This is a genomic window from Pseudomonas cerasi (genome assembly GCF_027983475.1).
GTDB classification, from domain to species: Bacteria; Pseudomonadota; Gammaproteobacteria; order Pseudomonadales; family Pseudomonadaceae; genus Aquipseudomonas; species Aquipseudomonas cerasi.
The window spans coordinates 431,703-448,723 of record NZ_JAQJVM010000004.1; the positions used below are offsets into that span (position 1 = coordinate 431,703).

Annotated in this window: 22 protein-coding genes; 9 read left to right on the forward strand and 13 right to left on the reverse strand. The window is 49.2% G+C overall.

Going from position 1 to position 17,021, the window contains the following annotated elements; all coding sequences use genetic code 11:
• The first annotated feature begins 9 nt into the window (after window positions 1-9).
• From PI739_RS23640 to PI739_RS23650, 3 genes are all read left to right on the forward strand, one after another.
• Window positions 10-528, forward strand: coding sequence for an Hcp family type VI secretion system effector (locus tag PI739_RS23640; protein WP_003318810.1), 519 nt, complete (start codon window positions 10-12; stop codon window positions 526-528).
• 92 nt (window positions 529-620) lie between these two features.
• A complete protein-coding gene (gene tssA / locus PI739_RS23645; RefSeq protein WP_024649545.1) occupies window positions 621-1,715 on the forward strand; it encodes a type VI secretion system protein TssA in 1,095 nt (364 codons plus the stop codon).
• Between the two features lie 177 nt (window positions 1,716-1,892).
• Window positions 1,893-2,318 carry a DUF2628 domain-containing protein gene (locus PI739_RS23650; protein WP_003434845.1) on the forward strand — a complete coding sequence of 142 codons (426 nt, stop codon included), beginning with the start codon at window positions 1,893-1,895 and terminating at the stop codon, window positions 2,316-2,318.
• 43 nt (window positions 2,319-2,361) lie between these two features.
• On the opposite strand, the gene PI739_RS23655 is transcribed toward PI739_RS23650, so the two are convergent.
• The 12 genes from PI739_RS23655 to PI739_RS23710 form a co-directional block, all read right to left on the reverse strand.
• Window positions 2,362-2,709, reverse strand: a complete 348-nt coding sequence (locus PI739_RS23655) for a DUF7957 family protein (RefSeq protein WP_054081375.1) — start codon at window positions 2,707-2,709, stop codon at window positions 2,362-2,364.
• Between the two features lie 3 nt (window positions 2,710-2,712).
• A complete protein-coding gene (locus tag PI739_RS23660) occupies window positions 2,713-3,255 on the reverse strand; it encodes a bifunctional (p)ppGpp synthetase/guanosine-3',5'-bis(diphosphate) 3'-pyrophosphohydrolase (RefSeq protein ID WP_054081376.1) in 543 nt (180 codons plus the stop codon).
• Window positions 3,256-3,390: 135 nt separating this feature from the next.
• Window positions 3,391-3,690 (reverse strand): hypothetical protein, encoded by a 300-nt coding sequence (locus PI739_RS23665; RefSeq protein WP_054081377.1) that lies wholly within the window; start codon window positions 3,688-3,690, stop codon window positions 3,391-3,393.
• Between the two features lie 123 nt (window positions 3,691-3,813).
• Window positions 3,814-4,038, reverse strand: a complete 225-nt coding sequence (locus PI739_RS23670) for an immunity protein Tsi6 family protein (RefSeq protein WP_408637185.1) — start codon at window positions 4,036-4,038, stop codon at window positions 3,814-3,816.
• A gap of 138 nt (window positions 4,039-4,176) precedes the next feature.
• On the reverse strand, window positions 4,177-4,533 hold the full coding sequence (locus tag PI739_RS23675; protein WP_230081985.1) for a hypothetical protein: 357 nt from the start codon (window positions 4,531-4,533) through the stop codon (window positions 4,177-4,179).
• Window positions 4,534-4,602: 69 nt separating this feature from the next.
• On the reverse strand, window positions 4,603-4,911 hold the full coding sequence (locus tag PI739_RS23680) for a hypothetical protein (protein WP_054081378.1): 309 nt from the start codon (window positions 4,909-4,911) through the stop codon (window positions 4,603-4,605).
• 392 nt (window positions 4,912-5,303) lie between these two features.
• Window positions 5,304-6,383, reverse strand: coding sequence for an ADP-ribosylarginine hydrolase Tri1 (gene tri1 / locus PI739_RS23685; protein WP_054081379.1), 1,080 nt, complete (start codon window positions 6,381-6,383; stop codon window positions 5,304-5,306).
• A gap of 693 nt (window positions 6,384-7,076) precedes the next feature.
• A complete protein-coding gene (locus PI739_RS23690) occupies window positions 7,077-7,382 on the reverse strand; it encodes a hypothetical protein (RefSeq protein WP_005781701.1) in 306 nt (101 codons plus the stop codon).
• 428 nt (window positions 7,383-7,810) lie between these two features.
• Window positions 7,811-8,107, reverse strand: coding sequence for a DUF6966 domain-containing protein (locus PI739_RS23695; protein WP_271352220.1), 297 nt, complete (start codon window positions 8,105-8,107; stop codon window positions 7,811-7,813).
• Between the two features lie 322 nt (window positions 8,108-8,429).
• Window positions 8,430-8,738, reverse strand: a complete 309-nt coding sequence (locus PI739_RS23700; protein ID WP_054081380.1) for a hypothetical protein — start codon at window positions 8,736-8,738, stop codon at window positions 8,430-8,432.
• Between the two features lie 221 nt (window positions 8,739-8,959).
• A complete protein-coding gene (locus PI739_RS23705) occupies window positions 8,960-9,265 on the reverse strand; it encodes a hypothetical protein (RefSeq protein WP_054081381.1) in 306 nt (101 codons plus the stop codon).
• Between the two features lie 8 nt (window positions 9,266-9,273).
• Window positions 9,274-10,734: a DUF6861 domain-containing protein gene (locus tag PI739_RS23710; RefSeq protein ID WP_054081382.1), complete on the reverse strand. Its 1,461-nt coding sequence runs from the start codon at window positions 10,732-10,734 to the stop codon at window positions 9,274-9,276.
• A 659-nt stretch (window positions 10,735-11,393) separates the two neighbouring features.
• Between PI739_RS23710 and tssI the strand changes: the two genes are divergently transcribed.
• Genes tssI through PI739_RS23730 form a run of 4 tightly spaced genes read left to right on the forward strand, consistent with a single transcriptional unit; the run spans window position 11,394 to window position 15,809 of the window.
• Entirely contained in the window at window positions 11,394-13,229 is a 1,836-nt protein-coding gene (gene tssI, locus PI739_RS23715) for a type VI secretion system Vgr family protein (protein WP_054081383.1), read from the forward strand.
• Between the two features lie 21 nt (window positions 13,230-13,250).
• On the forward strand, window positions 13,251-13,862 hold the full coding sequence (locus PI739_RS23720; RefSeq protein ID WP_054081384.1) for a DcrB-related protein: 612 nt from the start codon (window positions 13,251-13,253) through the stop codon (window positions 13,860-13,862).
• Complete coding sequence (locus tag PI739_RS23725) at window positions 13,859-15,076, forward strand: PAAR domain-containing protein (protein ID WP_080377361.1); 1,218 nt, start codon at window positions 13,859-13,861, stop codon at window positions 15,074-15,076. Before PI739_RS23720 ends, PI739_RS23725 begins: the two co-directional genes overlap by 4 nt.
• Before the next feature lie 13 nt (window positions 15,077-15,089).
• The gene (locus tag PI739_RS23730; protein ID WP_054081385.1) at window positions 15,090-15,809 is read left to right on the forward strand and encodes a hypothetical protein; all 720 of its coding nucleotides are present in this window, start codon (window positions 15,090-15,092) and stop codon (window positions 15,807-15,809) included.
• Window positions 15,810-16,056: 247 nt separating this feature from the next.
• Here the strand turns inward: PI739_RS23730 and tnpB are convergent, their stop codons facing one another.
• Window positions 16,057-16,347, reverse strand: a complete 291-nt coding sequence (gene tnpB, locus PI739_RS23735; protein WP_054081386.1) for an IS66 family insertion sequence element accessory protein TnpB — start codon at window positions 16,345-16,347, stop codon at window positions 16,057-16,059.
• Between the two features lie 157 nt (window positions 16,348-16,504).
• Between tnpB and PI739_RS25045 the strand changes: the two genes are divergently transcribed.
• Both PI739_RS25045 and PI739_RS23740 read left to right on the forward strand, forming a co-directional pair.
• Window positions 16,505-16,729, forward strand: coding sequence for an HNH/ENDO VII family nuclease (locus tag PI739_RS25045; protein WP_374271038.1), 225 nt, complete (start codon window positions 16,505-16,507; stop codon window positions 16,727-16,729).
• A 5-nt stretch (window positions 16,730-16,734) separates the two neighbouring features.
• Window positions 16,735-16,974 (forward strand): SMI1/KNR4 family protein, encoded by a 240-nt coding sequence (locus PI739_RS23740; protein ID WP_080377362.1) that lies wholly within the window; start codon window positions 16,735-16,737, stop codon window positions 16,972-16,974.
• Window positions 16,975-17,021: the final 47 nt, after the last annotated feature.

Sequence of the window (17,021 nt, forward strand, 5' to 3'; positions counted from 1 at the left end):
AAGCAGAAAATGGCATTTGACGCATACATCCAAATCGACGGCATCCCAGGCGAAGTTCTGGACGACAAGCACAAGGACTGGATCGAAGTGTTGGGCTACGAGTTCGGCGCTACCCAGGCCACCTCGGCGACCGCAAGCTCTTCGGGCGGTGCTTCGTCCGAGCGCGTTGCACTGAGCGACTTCAGCATCCGCAAGTCTGTGGACAAGGCTTCCGCCAAGCTGTTCGAAGCGTGCTGCAAGGGCACTCACATCGCCAAGATCCAGCTGAACGTCAACCGTGCAGGCGGCGACAAGCTGACCTACCTGACCATCAACCTGGAAGAAGTGGTTGTGTCTTCCGTGAAGGCGGTTGCTGGCGGTAGCCAGAAAGGCGAAGACAACGCAGTCAGCGATCTGCCGATTGAAGAAATCAGCTTCAACTTCGCTCGCATCAAGACTACCTACACCCAGCAGAGCCGTTCCGATGGCCAGGGTGGCGGTAACGTCACTGGCGGCTGGGACCGCACTGCGAACAAAGTATTCGCATAAGTCCGTGACACATCGGGTCGCGCAAGCGGCCCGTCTTCAACACCGTGTCTGCCCAGGCACGGTGTTCTTTTATCCTCTGATCAGAGTTGACTATGTCTGAATTTCTCAACGACCTTTCGCTTGCCGATCTGACGGCACCCATCAACGGGGGAAGTGGCGAGGACCTGAGCTTTTCCACCCTGTTCGATCAGGTCAAGGAAGCTCGTCGAGCAGACCCCGACTACCTCACCCAAGGTGACTGGCAAACCGATCTCAAGTCCTCGGACTGGGAACAGACCATCACGTTGGCCGCACAGGGCCTTGCCGAACAAAGCAAGGACCTGATGCTCGTCGCCTGGCTCAGCGAAGCCCTGGCGCACAAATACCACTTCGTCGGCATCACCTTCGGCCTGACCGTGGCCGAGCGGATCCTGCAAACTTTCTGGGACGATCTGTACCCGTCTCTGGAAGATGGCGTAGAAGAACGCGCTGCCCGCCTGGCCTGGCTGAAAACCACACTGACCGAAGTCGTCGGCGGGCTGCCGATCACCCAGGGGCAGAACTTTGGCCTGTTGCGCTACGACGAGTCGCGCCACGTTGAAAACCTCGCGCTGCAAAATCCCAAGGCCATGCAGTCCGCTGTTGAAGAAGGCAAGATCAACGCCGAAATCTTCCAGCGCTCGGTGGTCCTGACCGACTCGGACCATCTGCGCCTCAAGGCCAGCGAAATCGCCGCCAGCTTGTACGCTTGCCAGCAGCTCCAGGCCACTGCCGATACCCTGTTCGGCCGCGACGCGCCGAGCCTTGTCACCCTTAGCGACATCCTGCAACGCGCCGGGCAACTGACCGAAAAACTGCTCAAGGACCGCGGCATCGAACTGAGCCCTGCCCCCGCCGCCGCTCAGGCCGCCCCCGAAACCGTCGTCGACCAACCCGCAGGTGCCGTAATGACCCAGGCCAGCCAGGACAGCGCGTCCGCACCACTGCGCACCACCCCGACCACACGCGACGAAGCCTTCACCATGCTCGCCGGCATCGCGCAGTTCTTCAAAAACACCGAGCCGCAAAGCCCCGTCCCGTACCTCATCGAGCGCGCCATCAAGTGGGGCAACATGCCGCTGGAAGGCTGGCTGAACGACGTCATCAAGGACAGCAACGTCGTGGACAGCATTCGCGATGTGCTGGGTACGAAAGAGCCTAAGCAGTAAGGGCGATCTGGTGGATCGGTCTGTATGAAGGTGCGTACAGACCGTCGGGAAATGCACCACGAGGCGAGTCTGTCTGTACGACTGACGTGCCCATGATTTACCCGTATTTTGTGTCGTACCCAGCGCTGCAACAGGGAACGACCATTCACAGGATTCACACATATCAGGGATTAGAGAATGAACACGTCAGACCCGGTAAACGCATCAGGCCGCTACAGCGACAAATGGAAAGAACGCTTCGCCTTTTTTGAAGCGCACGGCGGCCCAAGCGCACCGGGGTTCAGACCTGCGCTCAAGCAACTGCCCTTTCTGAAAAAAGTGAAAATCAACTTCAACTTCTTCGCGTTCTTTTTCGGGCCGGTTTACCTGTTCATTCTGGGGCTATGGAAGAAGAACCTGTGCATTATCGCGATCATGATAGTGGTTTCTGTCGCGCTGAACATCGTGATGGACATGTTTGAGTTCCGCTACGCCAAGGAGGCGAGTTCTGCGCTGGGGTTTGCGTTTAATTCGCTGTATGGCCAGTTGACCAATTACGCGTATTACCTGAAGGAAGTGAGAGGCGAGCAGGGCTGGAATCCGTTTGAGGGGTTGCGTTGGTGAGGCGCGAAGCGCGTCAGCTGAAGGGTAAACGCCGGAAGCGCGGCTATTTGTTGAACTGGATAACTTGAATCTTCCCGTTCTCCACATTCACCGAGTAGGTCACACCATTCCAGCAACCTGCGATGACCTGAGCGTTGTCATCGCAGTGAAGACTCATAAACGGCTTGTCCGCCTGCGTACCGTGCGGGCTTTCCTCGATCTGCCAGAGCACTTCGCCAGCCATCGAGAAAGCGAAGATGTTCCGGTTGAAGCCCTCGCCCGGTGGGGATTCAAGCCTGATTAGCACTATCCCCTGAAAAAGCAAAAACGTATCCACTGGGTAAGGAAGGCAGACTCGCTGACTTTCTATCCAGAGATTCCCGTTCTCGATCCGACAATGATGAGAGCTCATTACTCAGTCTTCAAAGCCATCAACATAAAGCGCCTCATAACGCGCCATCGTATCGGTGAGCCGCTGCCGCAGATACCCGTTCGCATGCCCCAAGGCAGCCAGGATCTGCGCCGACTCCACCAGATAAGACGCTCGCTTTGCCTTCTTCCAGGTGGACGGCGCTGACTGAAGATTGGTGATGCGATCACACAACTTGACCGACGCAGCTTCTTTGGAATGACTGGCGATCCCGGCGAAATAAAGCGCTTCGGAAAACGGCACGATCAGGTTCTTGCTCAGGCACGCCACGGCTGAGGCGACCTCCACACCGAACGCTTCAGCCAACTCATCCTGAGTCACCGGCGTATCCTCCAGCAACGCTGTAGGCAAGGCTATCTCAAGCGCGCCCACGGACTCTTCGCGATGGGCAAAGATCAACTCGTTGGCAACCATCGCCACGTGGGTGGTGTAAGGAAGGTCCAAGCCTGTCATTTTTTGGCCTACGTGGGCATGGGATGCGAATAGCCAGGCTTTGTTGTAGAGCTGTTGCGGACACGGTTTGGACATTTGGTTCAGATTCCTTGAGACTCTCATTGGAGCATATGCTATATCTCAGAAAGCAGGTCATGCAGCATCAGGACCGCAAGGCATGTGCGCCACACAGAGTAAAAATTAACTGCCCGTGACACGCACTTTCATTACTCACCCATTTCCCTTTTTCAATTTATATAATAAACGAGTCTCTCCACCAGCCAGCTCAATCCTGAACTCTGCGAAAGCATGCTCAAGATGAGGATATTGTTGCAAACCCTCTTCGGTAAATAGATAACGCCCTGGAATGTCTCGCCACTGCAACTTAACTGTTATCATGCCAGATTCGGCCAGCTTCATCAGTGGTTCGATCTCAGCTCGAAGCTTTTCAACCACGTGATCTGATTTTTTCAAATCTTCAATCACTTCACGTAGCTTTTGCGTTTTTTGCTTAAGATGTTCAATATTTATAATAATGATTTTGGCGGCAGCTGAATTTACAGAAGGACGAAGGAAAGCAGAAACCTACAACCGGCCCCAAGAGAGAAAATTGCAAATTTTTCTGCACAGGGTAACCATTATAAAATTTATTCCTCAAGGATGCCACAACCCTTCGGGAAGTTTAATTTCCAAACCGTTTGCTGACTGATTCGCAATGTAATAAACATCCATCGGGGCTTGTGCCAGCACGTAATCTTTTTCTTTGAACCCCTTGACTGCAAGGGCCCCGATAAAAAGCTTGTGAAGTCCGGACTTGTCTGCCTCAACAACCTCAAGAATTGATTTTATATAGAGAGGCTTTTTAGAACTGCTGCGTATATCGAAAACGCAGGGTGGCGACTTATACGCATTTCGGTAAGTAAAACAGCATGACCTATGAACTCCTTGGCGGAATTAAACTTTATTATCGGCTTGCCCCTAATACAGAATACGCTTCATCACTGCAGAACGGACGAGCTATTTTCGATTTCGTTCTGCGCGAAGTATTTTTAAAAGCGGAGGTTCCCCTCCCGTAATCTCAATTGAAAATACAGCATATGCATGCTCTAAATCACTGTATTCTTGAAGCCCATTCTCGGTAAAGCGATAACGCCCCGGAACGGCTCCCACCTCTATAGGGGTTAAAATCCGCCTCGACTTCGCCAACTCCAGCAATGGTCTCAGGTCGTTATAGAGATGTGATACCTGTACATCTTTATTCATATGCTCTTTCAACTTCCCCTCTAAAACTCTTGCTGAAGAGCTCAATTTTTCTACGTTAATTTTTAGCACCTCATGATTTGAACTGTCACAGCCAGAAAGAAATTTATTCAACCCCCTACCTCTGCTAGAAATGAGCTGCACTGCTTTGTTCCTCAAGCCTATTCCCTATTTGCAGATATTTTAGTCCTTAGCCATTTTGGCAAGCAAAATTTTGTAGGCCTCGGTCTCCCGCCCCTCGATGAGGTCCATATAGAAATCTGTATATGCGGCCTCCAAATCTTTATATGACTGTAAACTTGCCTCAGTGAAAAGCTTGTAACCTGGAATATCTCGCGGCTCAACCATTTCAGTGATTTGGCCTCGCTCTGCTCGGGAAAGCAAATCCTCAAGATCCAATAGCAATATTAAAGCATCAGGATCGCGATGTTTATAAAACTCAAGTTTGTCACGAAGCGCTGTGGCTGCCATTCTCAAAGCTTCAACATCCATAATATTACTCCTATTTGCTATGGCGCATGTTATCCTGGGCGTTTAAGTCCATTTATACATCACTGTCCTTGGGTTGAAGGGGGTTGCACCAACTTATTTGGGTAGTCACGAATTGACACGTTCTGATCCATATGCACTTGGTCCGATCAGACCTGAATTTTTGAGCCAAATTTCAGAGCAAGCTCACTTTTCTCATCGGCGAAAAAGATCGTAATATCGTAATTATGACAAAACGTCATTATCACGCAGTAAACATTTTTACCTCTGACTTTTCTTACGAAAAATTCATATAAATATCTATATTATAAACACTCAAGAAACTGTATTTTGGCGCTATCAGCGATAGACCTTTAAAGGATTGCACACTTCCACGACAGCGCCGAAAATGCATTTTAACTTGGTGCGCGCTCAAACAACTGCTGAGCTAAATCTTGAATATGATCCGACCAAGCGACTTTTTTTACCCACTCATCTGGCATACCCGATACACCATACAATGCACCGGCAATTTGTCCAGCGGTGGCGGCTACGCTGTCGGCATCATCAGCCAGGTTGGCGGCCAGCAAAATAGCATCTTTGAAGTTGTCGGTATTCCATACGGCCCACAGGGCTGCTTCCAGCGTGTCGATAACATAGCCTGAGGAGCGGATCTGGTCTCTAGTTTTTTCTTTATATTCACCGGCGTTGATGATCATTACTCGAGGCTGGAATGGGCCGATCATGGGAGAACAAACCTCCTGCTTATTGGCCCCATTTAGAGCAAGGTGTAATTTTGCCCCTAGAAGTTCGCAACAACTAATCACCTCAACCGCACAGTGTGTAGTTCTGCTTTGCGTTTGACTTTCCATCCATGTAGTGATCAGAGAGTTTCGCCGAAAAATAGCTGTCGGTGCTAATCTGATTATTGAGCCGTTGCCTGCGGTACTAGGCTCCCAGTTACCGTTCCAACTCAATCCTTCCTTTAGCCAACCTTCAAGTGCGTTGCGTGTCGCATTACCAATATCAAAGCAAACACCGTTGACGCTATTTTCCCCTTTTTTATACCAGCGGCATAGCCGATTCAAATAGTCTGCGCAATCCAGTTTTCCATTCGCAAGGTAACAGTCAGCCAAGCAAAGAGCTAGGCTGGTATCATCTGTCCACTCACCCGCGTTGAGTCTAAATGGCCCCCCGCCTTGCATGTCTGTCACAGTGTTAGAATCGCGGCTAGTAAATTCCAGAGTTGTACCGACTGCATCACCAATAGCAAGGCCAAGAAGTGCGCCTTTTGATCGGTCAAGTGCCTGAGAGGCTGTTAGCGTAGGTATTCTAGATGCTAGCCAGCCCGGAACCAAGGAGAAGTCTGTGGGACTATCAACCCCTGAAGATCTTCCACTTGAGGTAGATACTCTAGAAGTAGGCGCAGGCCTAAAGCTTCTATACCGTTCAGCATAGTCAGTAACGATGTCTAACGGGGTATGTAGATTTATCATGGGACTTTTTTCAGAGACACATAGTTTAGAAATGAAATATTCTTTACAGACGTTCCTTACATCGTTATTTAAGCAATGCCTAAGAAGGATGTATTTGCTACGTTCCTAAAAACCCTTGCCCACTTATACCGCTCCGTCGGCTATCCTGTCAAGAACGCTTTGAGGGAGGTCTGCCCTCTATAAGTGCGTTTTCCCATAAGCGGAGAAGTTCAGATAAACCTTGAGCATTAGCCTGCGGGCGCACATGCACACTAAGCTGCCACCAGTTTCATGCTCGTGGAGCAATTACTTTGGGTCTGCTTCCCTAACGTGTAGCCCCCTATTTTAACTGGGCTGCACAGTAAGCAAATCACCCAACTCTCTGAGTCTAAATTTTATGACGAAAACGAGCTCAACTTCAGGAGTTTTTTGAAAAAGCTCGTAGCCACTTTGGACTATTTCATAATATTCTTCATAGCCAACCAAGTCATTATTAACCGAAAATGACAAGTAAGAATGACGTTTTGTCTATCGCCAACTCATCTAAAATTTTCATTCGAGAGTCGTTGGATCGTGGCTTACGTCCCCACGGGGTGGACAGTTTCGTAACCTACACTCCGGAGCTTTGAACATGTTCAATAGAACATGTCGATGAAATCTAACTATCGCCAACTAATGTGCAGTATTAATTTTATTGCCACTTTGTTCAATAAGCTATTTTTGATTTCTCTCTGTACGAAGCATCTTTAGAAACGGAGGTTCCCCGCCCGTAATCTCAATTGAAAATACAGCATATGCTTCCTCTAAATCGCTGTATTCTTGAAGCCCATTCTCGGTAAAGCGATAGCGCCCCGGGATTTTCCCCCATTGTATTGGTGATAGAATACGTCTTGATTTTGCCAGTTCCAACAACGGCTTTAAATCTTCATAGAGACGTGAAGCCTCATTATCCTTTACAGCATATTCCTTTAATTTTTCTTCCAAAACTTTTGCTGAAAATTCGATTTTATCTATGTTCATTTTTAGTTCCCTATTGTCCTAACTCTTACAGATGGAGCCCAGCTACCACGATCAGGCACCACATACTGCATTGCTCCGGCAGAGCATTTAACTAACCTCCTAACTCGCTCGTCGGAGCGAACTCACTGACGTAACCTCTGGTAGGTTTGAGCGGCTTCATTTCATATATACAAGTAAAGCCCAAATAATCAGCTATCAGCTAACGCCTTTCATTATTTGGCCCCGCTCTGCGAGGAAAAGCAAATATTCAATAACAATATTGAAGCATCAGAGTCATGACTCTTGTAGAAATCAAGCTTATCTGTGAGCTTTATGGATGCAGCCTTAAAGGGATTAGTGTTCATGCTTGTGCACCTCAACCTAGGCGCAGACCATTCACTGCAATTAGCCACTACACCCCAGACTTAACAATCGCATTCTGGCATTAGCTAACTTGCACCTGAACACAAACTGTATATCTTAGAAAGCAGCTCATGCGACCTATTATTTTCCTCAAATAAAGACTTTCCATTACTGTACAAAACAATATCACTTATTGACCCCGAACCGCCATACAGTGAAATTATTTTAGACAGCGCATAATCCGCATCATCAAAGAGTGCTTCGGCGTACGCATCTAGCTTATCGGCCCATTCTGATTTTTCATACTGCCTTAGCAGACGTGATGCTTTTTTGATAAGAGCGTTTATTTCTTTAGTTTTTTCATTTAAAAGGGGCCAACTCATTACTTATTTATCTTTAATGGGCCGTGATTTGACAACACAGCGCCACACTCATGAAAACCATTCCGGCAACCAATTTTACCTATGCACACCCCAGTCTCTACTGGAGTCTTCATGTTGGAAATTATATGGCGGCTTTTAACCCTATCAGAGAGCCATGTCGAACTATTATTTATCTAGTACGCCCTATTGCCTCTCTGCTTTTCATTTCCCATTTCATCTATAGCCACAAGACCTCAATGTTCATCGGGAAGGATAGAAACATCTTCGCCTTACCATGTCCTCCCTAAAAACCACGCTATACAATTATATATCGATAGAATTCTCAGCCCTTAGCCATCTTGGCCGCCAACATTCTGTAAGCGTCTGTTTCGCGCACCTCTGTGAGTTCAAGACAAAAATCAGCGTAGGCTTTTTCCAAATCTCCATAAGTTTGTAAGTTCGTTTCGGTAAAAAGCCTGTACCCTGGAATATCTCGGGGCTCAACCATCTCTGTTATCTGGCCTTGCTCTGCTCGGCAGAGTAGACTCCCAAGGTTCGACAATAATATTGAAGCATCAGGGTCGCGATGCTTATAAAATTCAAGTTTGTCGCGGAGCGTTGCAGCTGCCACTTTCAAAGCTTTAACATCCATATTTATGTTACTCCTAATTGTCTATGATGAACGTTATCTTGGGCGCAGAGCATTAGTCAATGCTTAGCTACTACATTTTAAACATGGCAATTGCAGTCGGTTATTAGCTAAATCTCACCGGAGCATATGCTATATGTCTCAGAAAGCAGGTCATACAGCATTAGAGTCGCAAGACATGTGCGCCACACAAAACAAAAGTTAAATGCCCGTGACACTCACTTTCATTCCTCGCCCATTTCCCTTTTCAACTTACGTAACAAAGGAGTCTCTCCACCAGTCAGCTCAATCCTGAACTCTGCGAAAGCATGCTCAAGATGAGAATATTGTTGCAAGCCCTCTTCGGTAAATAGATAACGCCCCGGAATGTCTCGCCACTGCAACTTAACTGTTATCTTGCCAGATTCGGCCAGCTTCATCAGTGGCTCGATCTCAACTCGAAGCTTTTCAACAACGGGATCTGACTTTCTCAAATCTTCAATCACCTCACGCAGCTTTTGCGTTTTTTGTTTAAGCTTTTCGATATCCATATAAACCTCTAGTTAAATATTGTACCCAACAGCTTGGGACTGCCCCATTCGCCACGATCAGGAACTATAGATTGAAAAACCTCACCGGTCCGGTTAATCACTCCGCCCAACTCTGTAGTAGGTGCTATTTTACTCACAAAAACCTCTGTAGGCTTTAACGGAGCGATCTGAAAAACCGAATAGCCGACGGACTCACTTTTTAAGGGCAATCCAAATGCGTCGGCAAGTGTTCTTCCTGACTTCATTGCCGCTTGAAGCTCTTCTAGCGTTGTAAAAAATGGAGAATAGCTAGTGACCTCTTGCCCTCGTGGAACGATTTTTATTAACGGTGAATTTACTGTTTTTATTTGGGGAATTGTAGAGCCGCTTGCCACAATGTCATAAGCTCGAGCATAAATACCGGTGGCATCTGTTTGTGGTGATGCTGCCTGGAGTTTACTTATTAGTTTTCCGCCTTCGGGCGTGGATAGAAAGTCTGCAATTTGCTCGTCGGACAGCCCCAAAGTTTTGAATGTTTTAACCTCATCGATCTGTTTTTTTAATGGTGCAAAGCCTGAATCTTGTTTGGCATAGTACTCGCGCATATTATCGAGTTCTACGTTCTTTAGCGGAGCCGGCCCATTGACCTGCAACTCCGGCTGAGCCAACAACTTCTGCTCATTACGCGCCAACCAATTCGCAAACTGCTTGTTCGAAATCTCTGCCTGAAGCTTGGCACTGCGCGCTGCGATGCTATCCATGCTGCCCATGAGGCCTGCCTTGACCTGCCCACGTGTCCAGTACGTCACGATGGCGGTGAATAGCAGCAGTACGAGTTGTTCCTGACCTTTAGCCAGTTGCTGAGCGGCACGATCAATGCGCTCCTGCATTACGTATGCCGAACCCCCGGTAGGGTCGAGGCCCTCGGGTTTCAGGCCTTCGTCAGCATGCCAGGCGGTAGCAAAGCCTTCCTGCAGGGTTGCAAGGCAAGCGGGTAGGCCTTGGTAGAAATACTCAGCGATAGAGGCGAGGCCTAGCGTCAACAGGATCAGATTGCCAACCTGTAGCCCGATACCCGCCCCCGCTGCTGCTACCGGCACGGCGCCTACACCAAAGAAAAACGACCCGGCAACGCCGCCAGCAATGGTGCCGACCGCGACGCTGCCGCCCAGAATCATCGCCACTTCTTTGACCAGTTGCAGCAGTACCGGGAGGATCTGTTCGATCTCGATAGACGCCCACTTGCGCTTGAGGTCTGACTCGACAATATCGCGGGAGAGCCTCATGGCTGCTTTCACCGAATCGATGCGATTGCTGCCCATGTAGCCGAATGCTTGAGTCGCGGCGGTACTGACGCGCCGAGTGAAGCCATTCCAGCTGTCATGAGCGCTCTGCAGCCCATCGCTGTAGCCTTGGTTTAGCGTATTGAATTTATCATCGAGGTTTCGCTCGATGTCATCCCAGCTAGGAACATTGGCTAATAGGTCCATTTACACGTCACAGTCCTGGGTTGAAGGAAGCTAGCACCGGTGCCTTGCGTGACCACGAATCAGCGTAGTCTGGGCAGCGCGTATGTCGCCTGTCAGACCTGAATATTTGAGCTGAATTTCAAGGCGAGCTCATTTTTCTCATCTGCGAAACAGACCGCAATGATGCCGTTAAGCCATCAACCAGTCGAGTCTTCACTTAAATCATCGTGAATACTGAGTATTTACCCATTAAAAAGTATCTGGGCTCGGGGAAATCAAAACACCCATAGATAGCGTGTCTTCATCAGAACCACAGCCAACGCCTGAGCCGCATGGTTGTGGTTGACACGGCGCAGCACCACGGTGTTTCCTTTCATACTTTAAGATAAGACTGTAACGGTTTTGTGAGAGATGTAGGGTATTTTTACTGAGCTAGTGGCACTTTCACACTAATTTATGGTCGCACGCTGCAGTATTTGCGAGATGTGGAATGCGTCTGTAGCCCTGGTCCTACGAGATTTTCGGAGGTTTAGGGCGCGATCCACATCCGTGGTTAATGTCAATCCAATGCCCTAAATGATTGATACTTAAGCACCAGACCTAAGCCGTGACTTGTCAGTTCGTAATCGTTAGCCGCTAAACCCGGCGGTGCTGGCCTCCCTGCCCTCAAGGAGATATACATGTTGATGGACCTTGCCGCGATGCTTTCGCCGCAGAACCGGCGCCTTTTCAAGTTCAAGAACCTCGCCAATCCTGAGCAGGAACTGCTGCTGGAGTCCTTCCGAGGGACTGAAGGTCTTTCGCGTGCGTACCAATTTGATCTGCTATTGGTGTGCCAGGACTCCGGGGTCGAGCTGAAGTCGATGATGGGCCAACATGTGGTCATCGAGATCGAGCTAGCCGATGGCTCGCCACGCTACATCGCTGGCTATCTCACGCGCTTTGCTAGCGGTGGCAGCGACGGCGGCATGGCCAAATACACGGCAACGCTCAACCCCTGGTTCTCGATGCTGAAGAACCGCTTCGACACACGTATCTTCCAGGGGAATACGGTTGAGGAAGTCGTTACCCAAGTGTTCGCGATGTGTACCGCGTTCTCCAAGCATGAGTTTCGCCTGAGCAAGCCTCTCAAGCGCTATACCTACATCACTCAATACCGCGAATCCGACTTCAACTTCGTCCAGCGCCTGCTGGAAGAAGAAGGGATGTTCTATTACTTCGAGCATACCGCCGAAGGCCACACCATGATCATCTGCGACGACTCCACTACGCTGGTGCCGTTGCCGGAACAGCCCCAGATACGCTTCCATTCGGCATCTGTTACCGAGACAGCCGACTCCATCACCGATTGGAACGGCGACCGCAGGCTGCAATCAGGAAAAATGGCGGTTCAGACGTTCGACTATCGTCAGCCTAACAACAGGCTGCCAGTGACCATGAACAGCCTGAACCAGCAGGGTGACGTTGAGAACTTCGAGGTGTACGACTTCCCCGGCCAGTACACCCATGGCACTTATGATGAAGGTGAGGCGTTGTTGCGCTTGCGCGTTGAAGCGCTTGAGTTGAGGGGCAAGAGCTTTCGAGGGGCCAGTAACTGTCGCGCCATGAAGCCTGGCTATACCTTCGAACTGCTGCAGCATTACGACCACGATCAGGGCTCGCCTGAAGATCGTCAATTTCTGCTCGTTCTTATTGATAGCGAAGGCCACAACAATTACCTCAACGGCCAGCAAGCCAGTTACCGGAACACCTTCTCCTGCGTACGCAAGAAGATAGTTTTCCGCCCACAGCTCACCACCAACCGCTCCGTCATTTCCGGTCCGCATACCGCTATCGTTGTGGGCCCGCCCGGAGAAGAAATCTTCACAGACGAACTGGGTCGCGTGAAGATTCAGTTCCACTGGGACCGCAAAGGCGAGCACAACGACAAAAGCTCCTGCTGGGTCCGCGTCGCTCAATCCGGCGCAAGTGGCGGTTTTGGTAGCATTCAGATCCCGCGCGTCGGTGACGAGGTGGTGGTCGTTTTCCTTGATGGCAACCCCGACCGTCCGCTTGTCATGGGCAGTCTGTACAACAGCCAGAACACGCCGCCGTGGTCTTTGCCAGCCAACAAGACACAGAGCGGTTTCCTGACTCGTTCCACGAAAGGACACGGCGGAAACGCCAACTTCTTTCGCTTTGAGGACAAGGCTGGCGCAGAGCAGGTAAGCCTGCACGCCGAGCGCAATCTGGACACCGACATCGAGGTAGATGAGAACCACACTGTCGGTGGTAACCGGACTATTAAAGTGGAGGGCATGCACTCCGAAACTATAAAGCTGGAGACAAGCATCGCTGTCCAAGAAGGCTCGTATTTTGTAACAGTAGATAAGGGTGAAGTAAAAATAAAATCGGCCACATCCATCACGCTTGAAGTGGGCTCCAGCAAGCTCGTCATGAACGCTGATGGGACGATTACGCTGTCCGGTATCACAGTAAATATAGACGGCACTACCAAAATCAACTTAAACAAATAAGCGACCGACAGGAGTAGCCGCATGCGCCAACGAACAGATGGACGTACTAGTTTTTATGATCGTCTTTCAGAAAACCGCATTCGTGAGGAAAAACGTCTGGAAGCAGAGCGTTTGGCGCAAGAAGCCCTTGATGCCGTTCCAGTACCTGAGCGCTTTCAAACTAATGAACTGAGCTTTATTCGACCTCTAGGCTTTAAGGATAAGACCTTTCACGTGTTCACCATGACGGATATCGGGCCTAGCCCGTTTTCATTTGTGGTGGGTAGATCACCTGTTATTCCCGGCGCAGATCTTGAAACGATGGCTCAGCAACTGCTGGCCGAGTTAAAAAAATCGCTGTCGCACGCCGAATGGATTGAGCCGGTCACTCCCGTGGTGGTAGCTGGACTGGATGCTCGTCGCGTCGAGTTTCGTTGGCGTCAACAGGGACAACCTGTTCATCAACTGCAGTTGATCTTTTTACACCACGACGAGCACCAGCAACCGCTGCTCATGCAAATCACAGGTACAAGCAACAATCCTCAAGGCATGACGGCTGAGGAGCGTCAGCACTTCGACTCAATTGTCGAAACGCTTGAATTGCGGCAGCCGCCAGGTCCGGATGAGCCTCTCAAAGAGGCTATTCCGGTATGACAGCGGCAGCGCGCCTTGATGACCCGATTGAACACTCCAGTGCGTTGGGTGGTTTGCTAGCTGGGTTGGCAATTGGTGCTGGGGCTGTGCTGGTTGGCATCGCGGTTGTCGGTACGGGCGGATTGGGTGCACTCGCACTTGGGGCAATGGTTGGCGCTGGTGCTGCGACGGGTGCCGGCATTGGTCAGCTCATTGGTAGCCTATCGTTTGCTTGTCACAACGCCGGGCAAATAAAGACCGGATCCAGAAATGTCTACATCAATGGAAAACCGGCAGCCAGGGCGCATGTTGATACGGCGCTATGCAATCAACACAGCGGGACACCACAGATCCTCGCTCAAGGTAGCGACTCGGTTTACATCAACAACCTACCCGCAGCTCGCGTAGGTGATCGAACTATTTGTGATGCGAAAATAGGTGCTGGCTCAAGCAACGTTTTTATTGGTGGTGGCACGGAGACAACCGATGCGATTAATCCTGAAGTCCCAGAGCTGCTTGAACGCGGAGTATTAGCGCTGGGGCTTGCGAGTGCTTTTGTGCTGGCGAGTCCAGTTATTGTCGTCGCGGGGTTGGTCGGCGGTATCGCGGGTGGTCTCGGAGGTAATTGGGCGGGCGGCAAACTGTATGGTGAAGGCTCCGATGGTCAGAAGCTAATGGCTTTTGGCGGAGCGCTGCTGGGTGGCGGGCTGGGAGGGAAAGGCGGCAAGTGGTTTGATGCGCGATATGAGTTTAAAACTCAAGGTTTTGGCTCGAACTTTGGGAATGTGAAAATAGTTCCTAAGGCGAATGTAGTCACTGAGCCGACAGTGGCACCTAAGCCGGCGAGAGGGCCAAACGGACGGTTTGTTAAAACATCGGAGGGTACTCGGTTAAATCGGAAAACAGAATATCCAAGTAGCTACCGAGCTGGAGTGAAAGACGCGGTCCTCGACGCTAATACAATTGAAGGCGGAAAGCATGCCGGTAAAGTAATGACGGTTGATGGAGATAGGGTATACAGGGATGACCCTAGACTGACCATTGAGCATAAAAAACCAGTTGTTGAACATTGGAATGAGCAAGGTTACAATTCGACTAGGGCGGCGAGAAACGACTTTTATAATGATACCAAGGAGCTTGGTTTAAAGTTGAAAGTTGAGAACAGTAGGCAAGGCGGTGTAATGTCCGCGAACGGTATTAGGTACAGGCAGGATGTAGGGCCGGATTATAACTAGTGGGGAATGTGTCGTGATTACGGAAAATGATTTGATTGAAGAGTTTGTTGATGTAAGTAGGGTTCGCTCTGATGTATTTTTCTTTCAAGATAAAATGCGAACCTATACATACAATTATTGGTTGCAGTCGTCGAGCATTCAAGACTTGCTTGTCGTTTCTGAAAATTTAAAAAATGACTTGTTTGCTATTGAAACCATTGATTCTGCACCCTCTAACTTGGCTGTCGATAAACCTACCATTTACAAACTTAAAAAAGATTTTAACGGCTTTACTCATGGTATCGCAGTTCCGTCTGAATATCATGGGTATTTAAAAGGCACTGACGGTATTGATCGTAGGTATTTATTCTTATGCTTGCCAATCTTTAGGTGTGAGTTTTCAGGGGATGAAAGTCCTGAAGAGTTTAGAGATCTGCGTCTGCACTACAATCCTACGCTCGACTGGGAGAGAAATAAGCATCCGAAAATTCGTGTGTACTTTGATAATCCTAAAACGGGTGCCGGGGTAGTTGAGGATGGAGTCTTTTTTCGATTAAACGCGCTTTTCAATGAAATCAATAATCTTAATGGGGTCAGTAACGGTTTTATTGAGGTTACAAATTGGATGGGTGCAGTAATTGAAATACTTTCCCCTGAGTATGATAAATATTTGTTAATACGCAATAGGGAGGATGAGGAAGAAATATCTAAAGCCGATTTAATACATCTGGTTAATGATTTTTGCTGTACCTGATTTTAAATTATAGACGGCAAGGGTCAGTATACGCGACCGCTCTGATCTGATGAGCTTGTGCTACGTCGGTGATGTATCCGTAATCCAGGAGCGTATTGATCGGGCAGTGTTTGCGCTGATACGATTTCGCCCCCTCCGCAAAATCCATTGTATCCGCGCCACAAACCCCACCTAGCAAAAAATGAGGATTGGCTTTAGCGAGGTATCTCTGGCGAGCAGTTTCACGGCAGTAAGGCTTCGTAATCTTCTAGTTCAGTTCCTGAACCGTCAGCACGATGGCTTCGTCTGTCTTATCGGGAGATGTTTTGAAACGCTCGGACTCCAGGCGCATGAGCCAAAGGCAGAAGCCGTTGCGCTCCCAGTAAAGGATTTTAACTCGGTTACGAGGGCGATTCAGAAAAACAAAAAGCATGGGGTCGAACACGGTAACTTTGATGTCCAGCTCGACCAGTGCAGCCAGGCCGTCAATAGATTTTCGAAAGTCCACCGGTTTGGGATAGAGGTACACTTTTTCGACGTTGGCGTCGGGTCGCATCATGAGGTGCTGACTCCTGAAAAGAATCGGGAGCACAGCATCAAGCTTCAATGGCTGATTGGGAATGTGGGGTTCATGAGGCGCTTACAGTTAAGGTCCAGGGTTTCGGGTTGAACCTAGGGAATGTCGAGATCGCTCGTAGGACTGAGTTTCTCCACAGCTGCCGGATGGTAACTTTGCGACTTTACATCACCTCGGTCAAAAATCACCAGGACCGCTGGTCGAAGCAAGCACACGCTATCACGGAGTAAGCAAGCCCGGTCAGGATGCGCTACATAGCCAATATGGCAGAAGCAAACCTCATCCTACATTACAGCCTGACAGAAAAAATTTTGATGTTGATACTCGAGAGTATTGGAAATGGCGTGTAAATAACCAGGGATAAAGAATATGTTCAATATAGAAAGCTTGAAAGAAAAATACAAAGCACATTATGACCTTGATAGCGGTTCGAAAGAAGCATTAGAGTCCATAGAGAAAGAGCTGGCTATTAAACTTCCTCTCGACTTTAAACAAATTGCAATGTTTTACAACGGTGGCCTTCTCGGAGGTATCAGTCATCATGCGATTTCAAGTGATACAAATCCGTTAAATATAGTTGACGAGACACTCCGCCTTAGAAATCGATAAATCTAACCAACGATTACATAGTTTTGGCTGAGCCATCTGAAAGCATT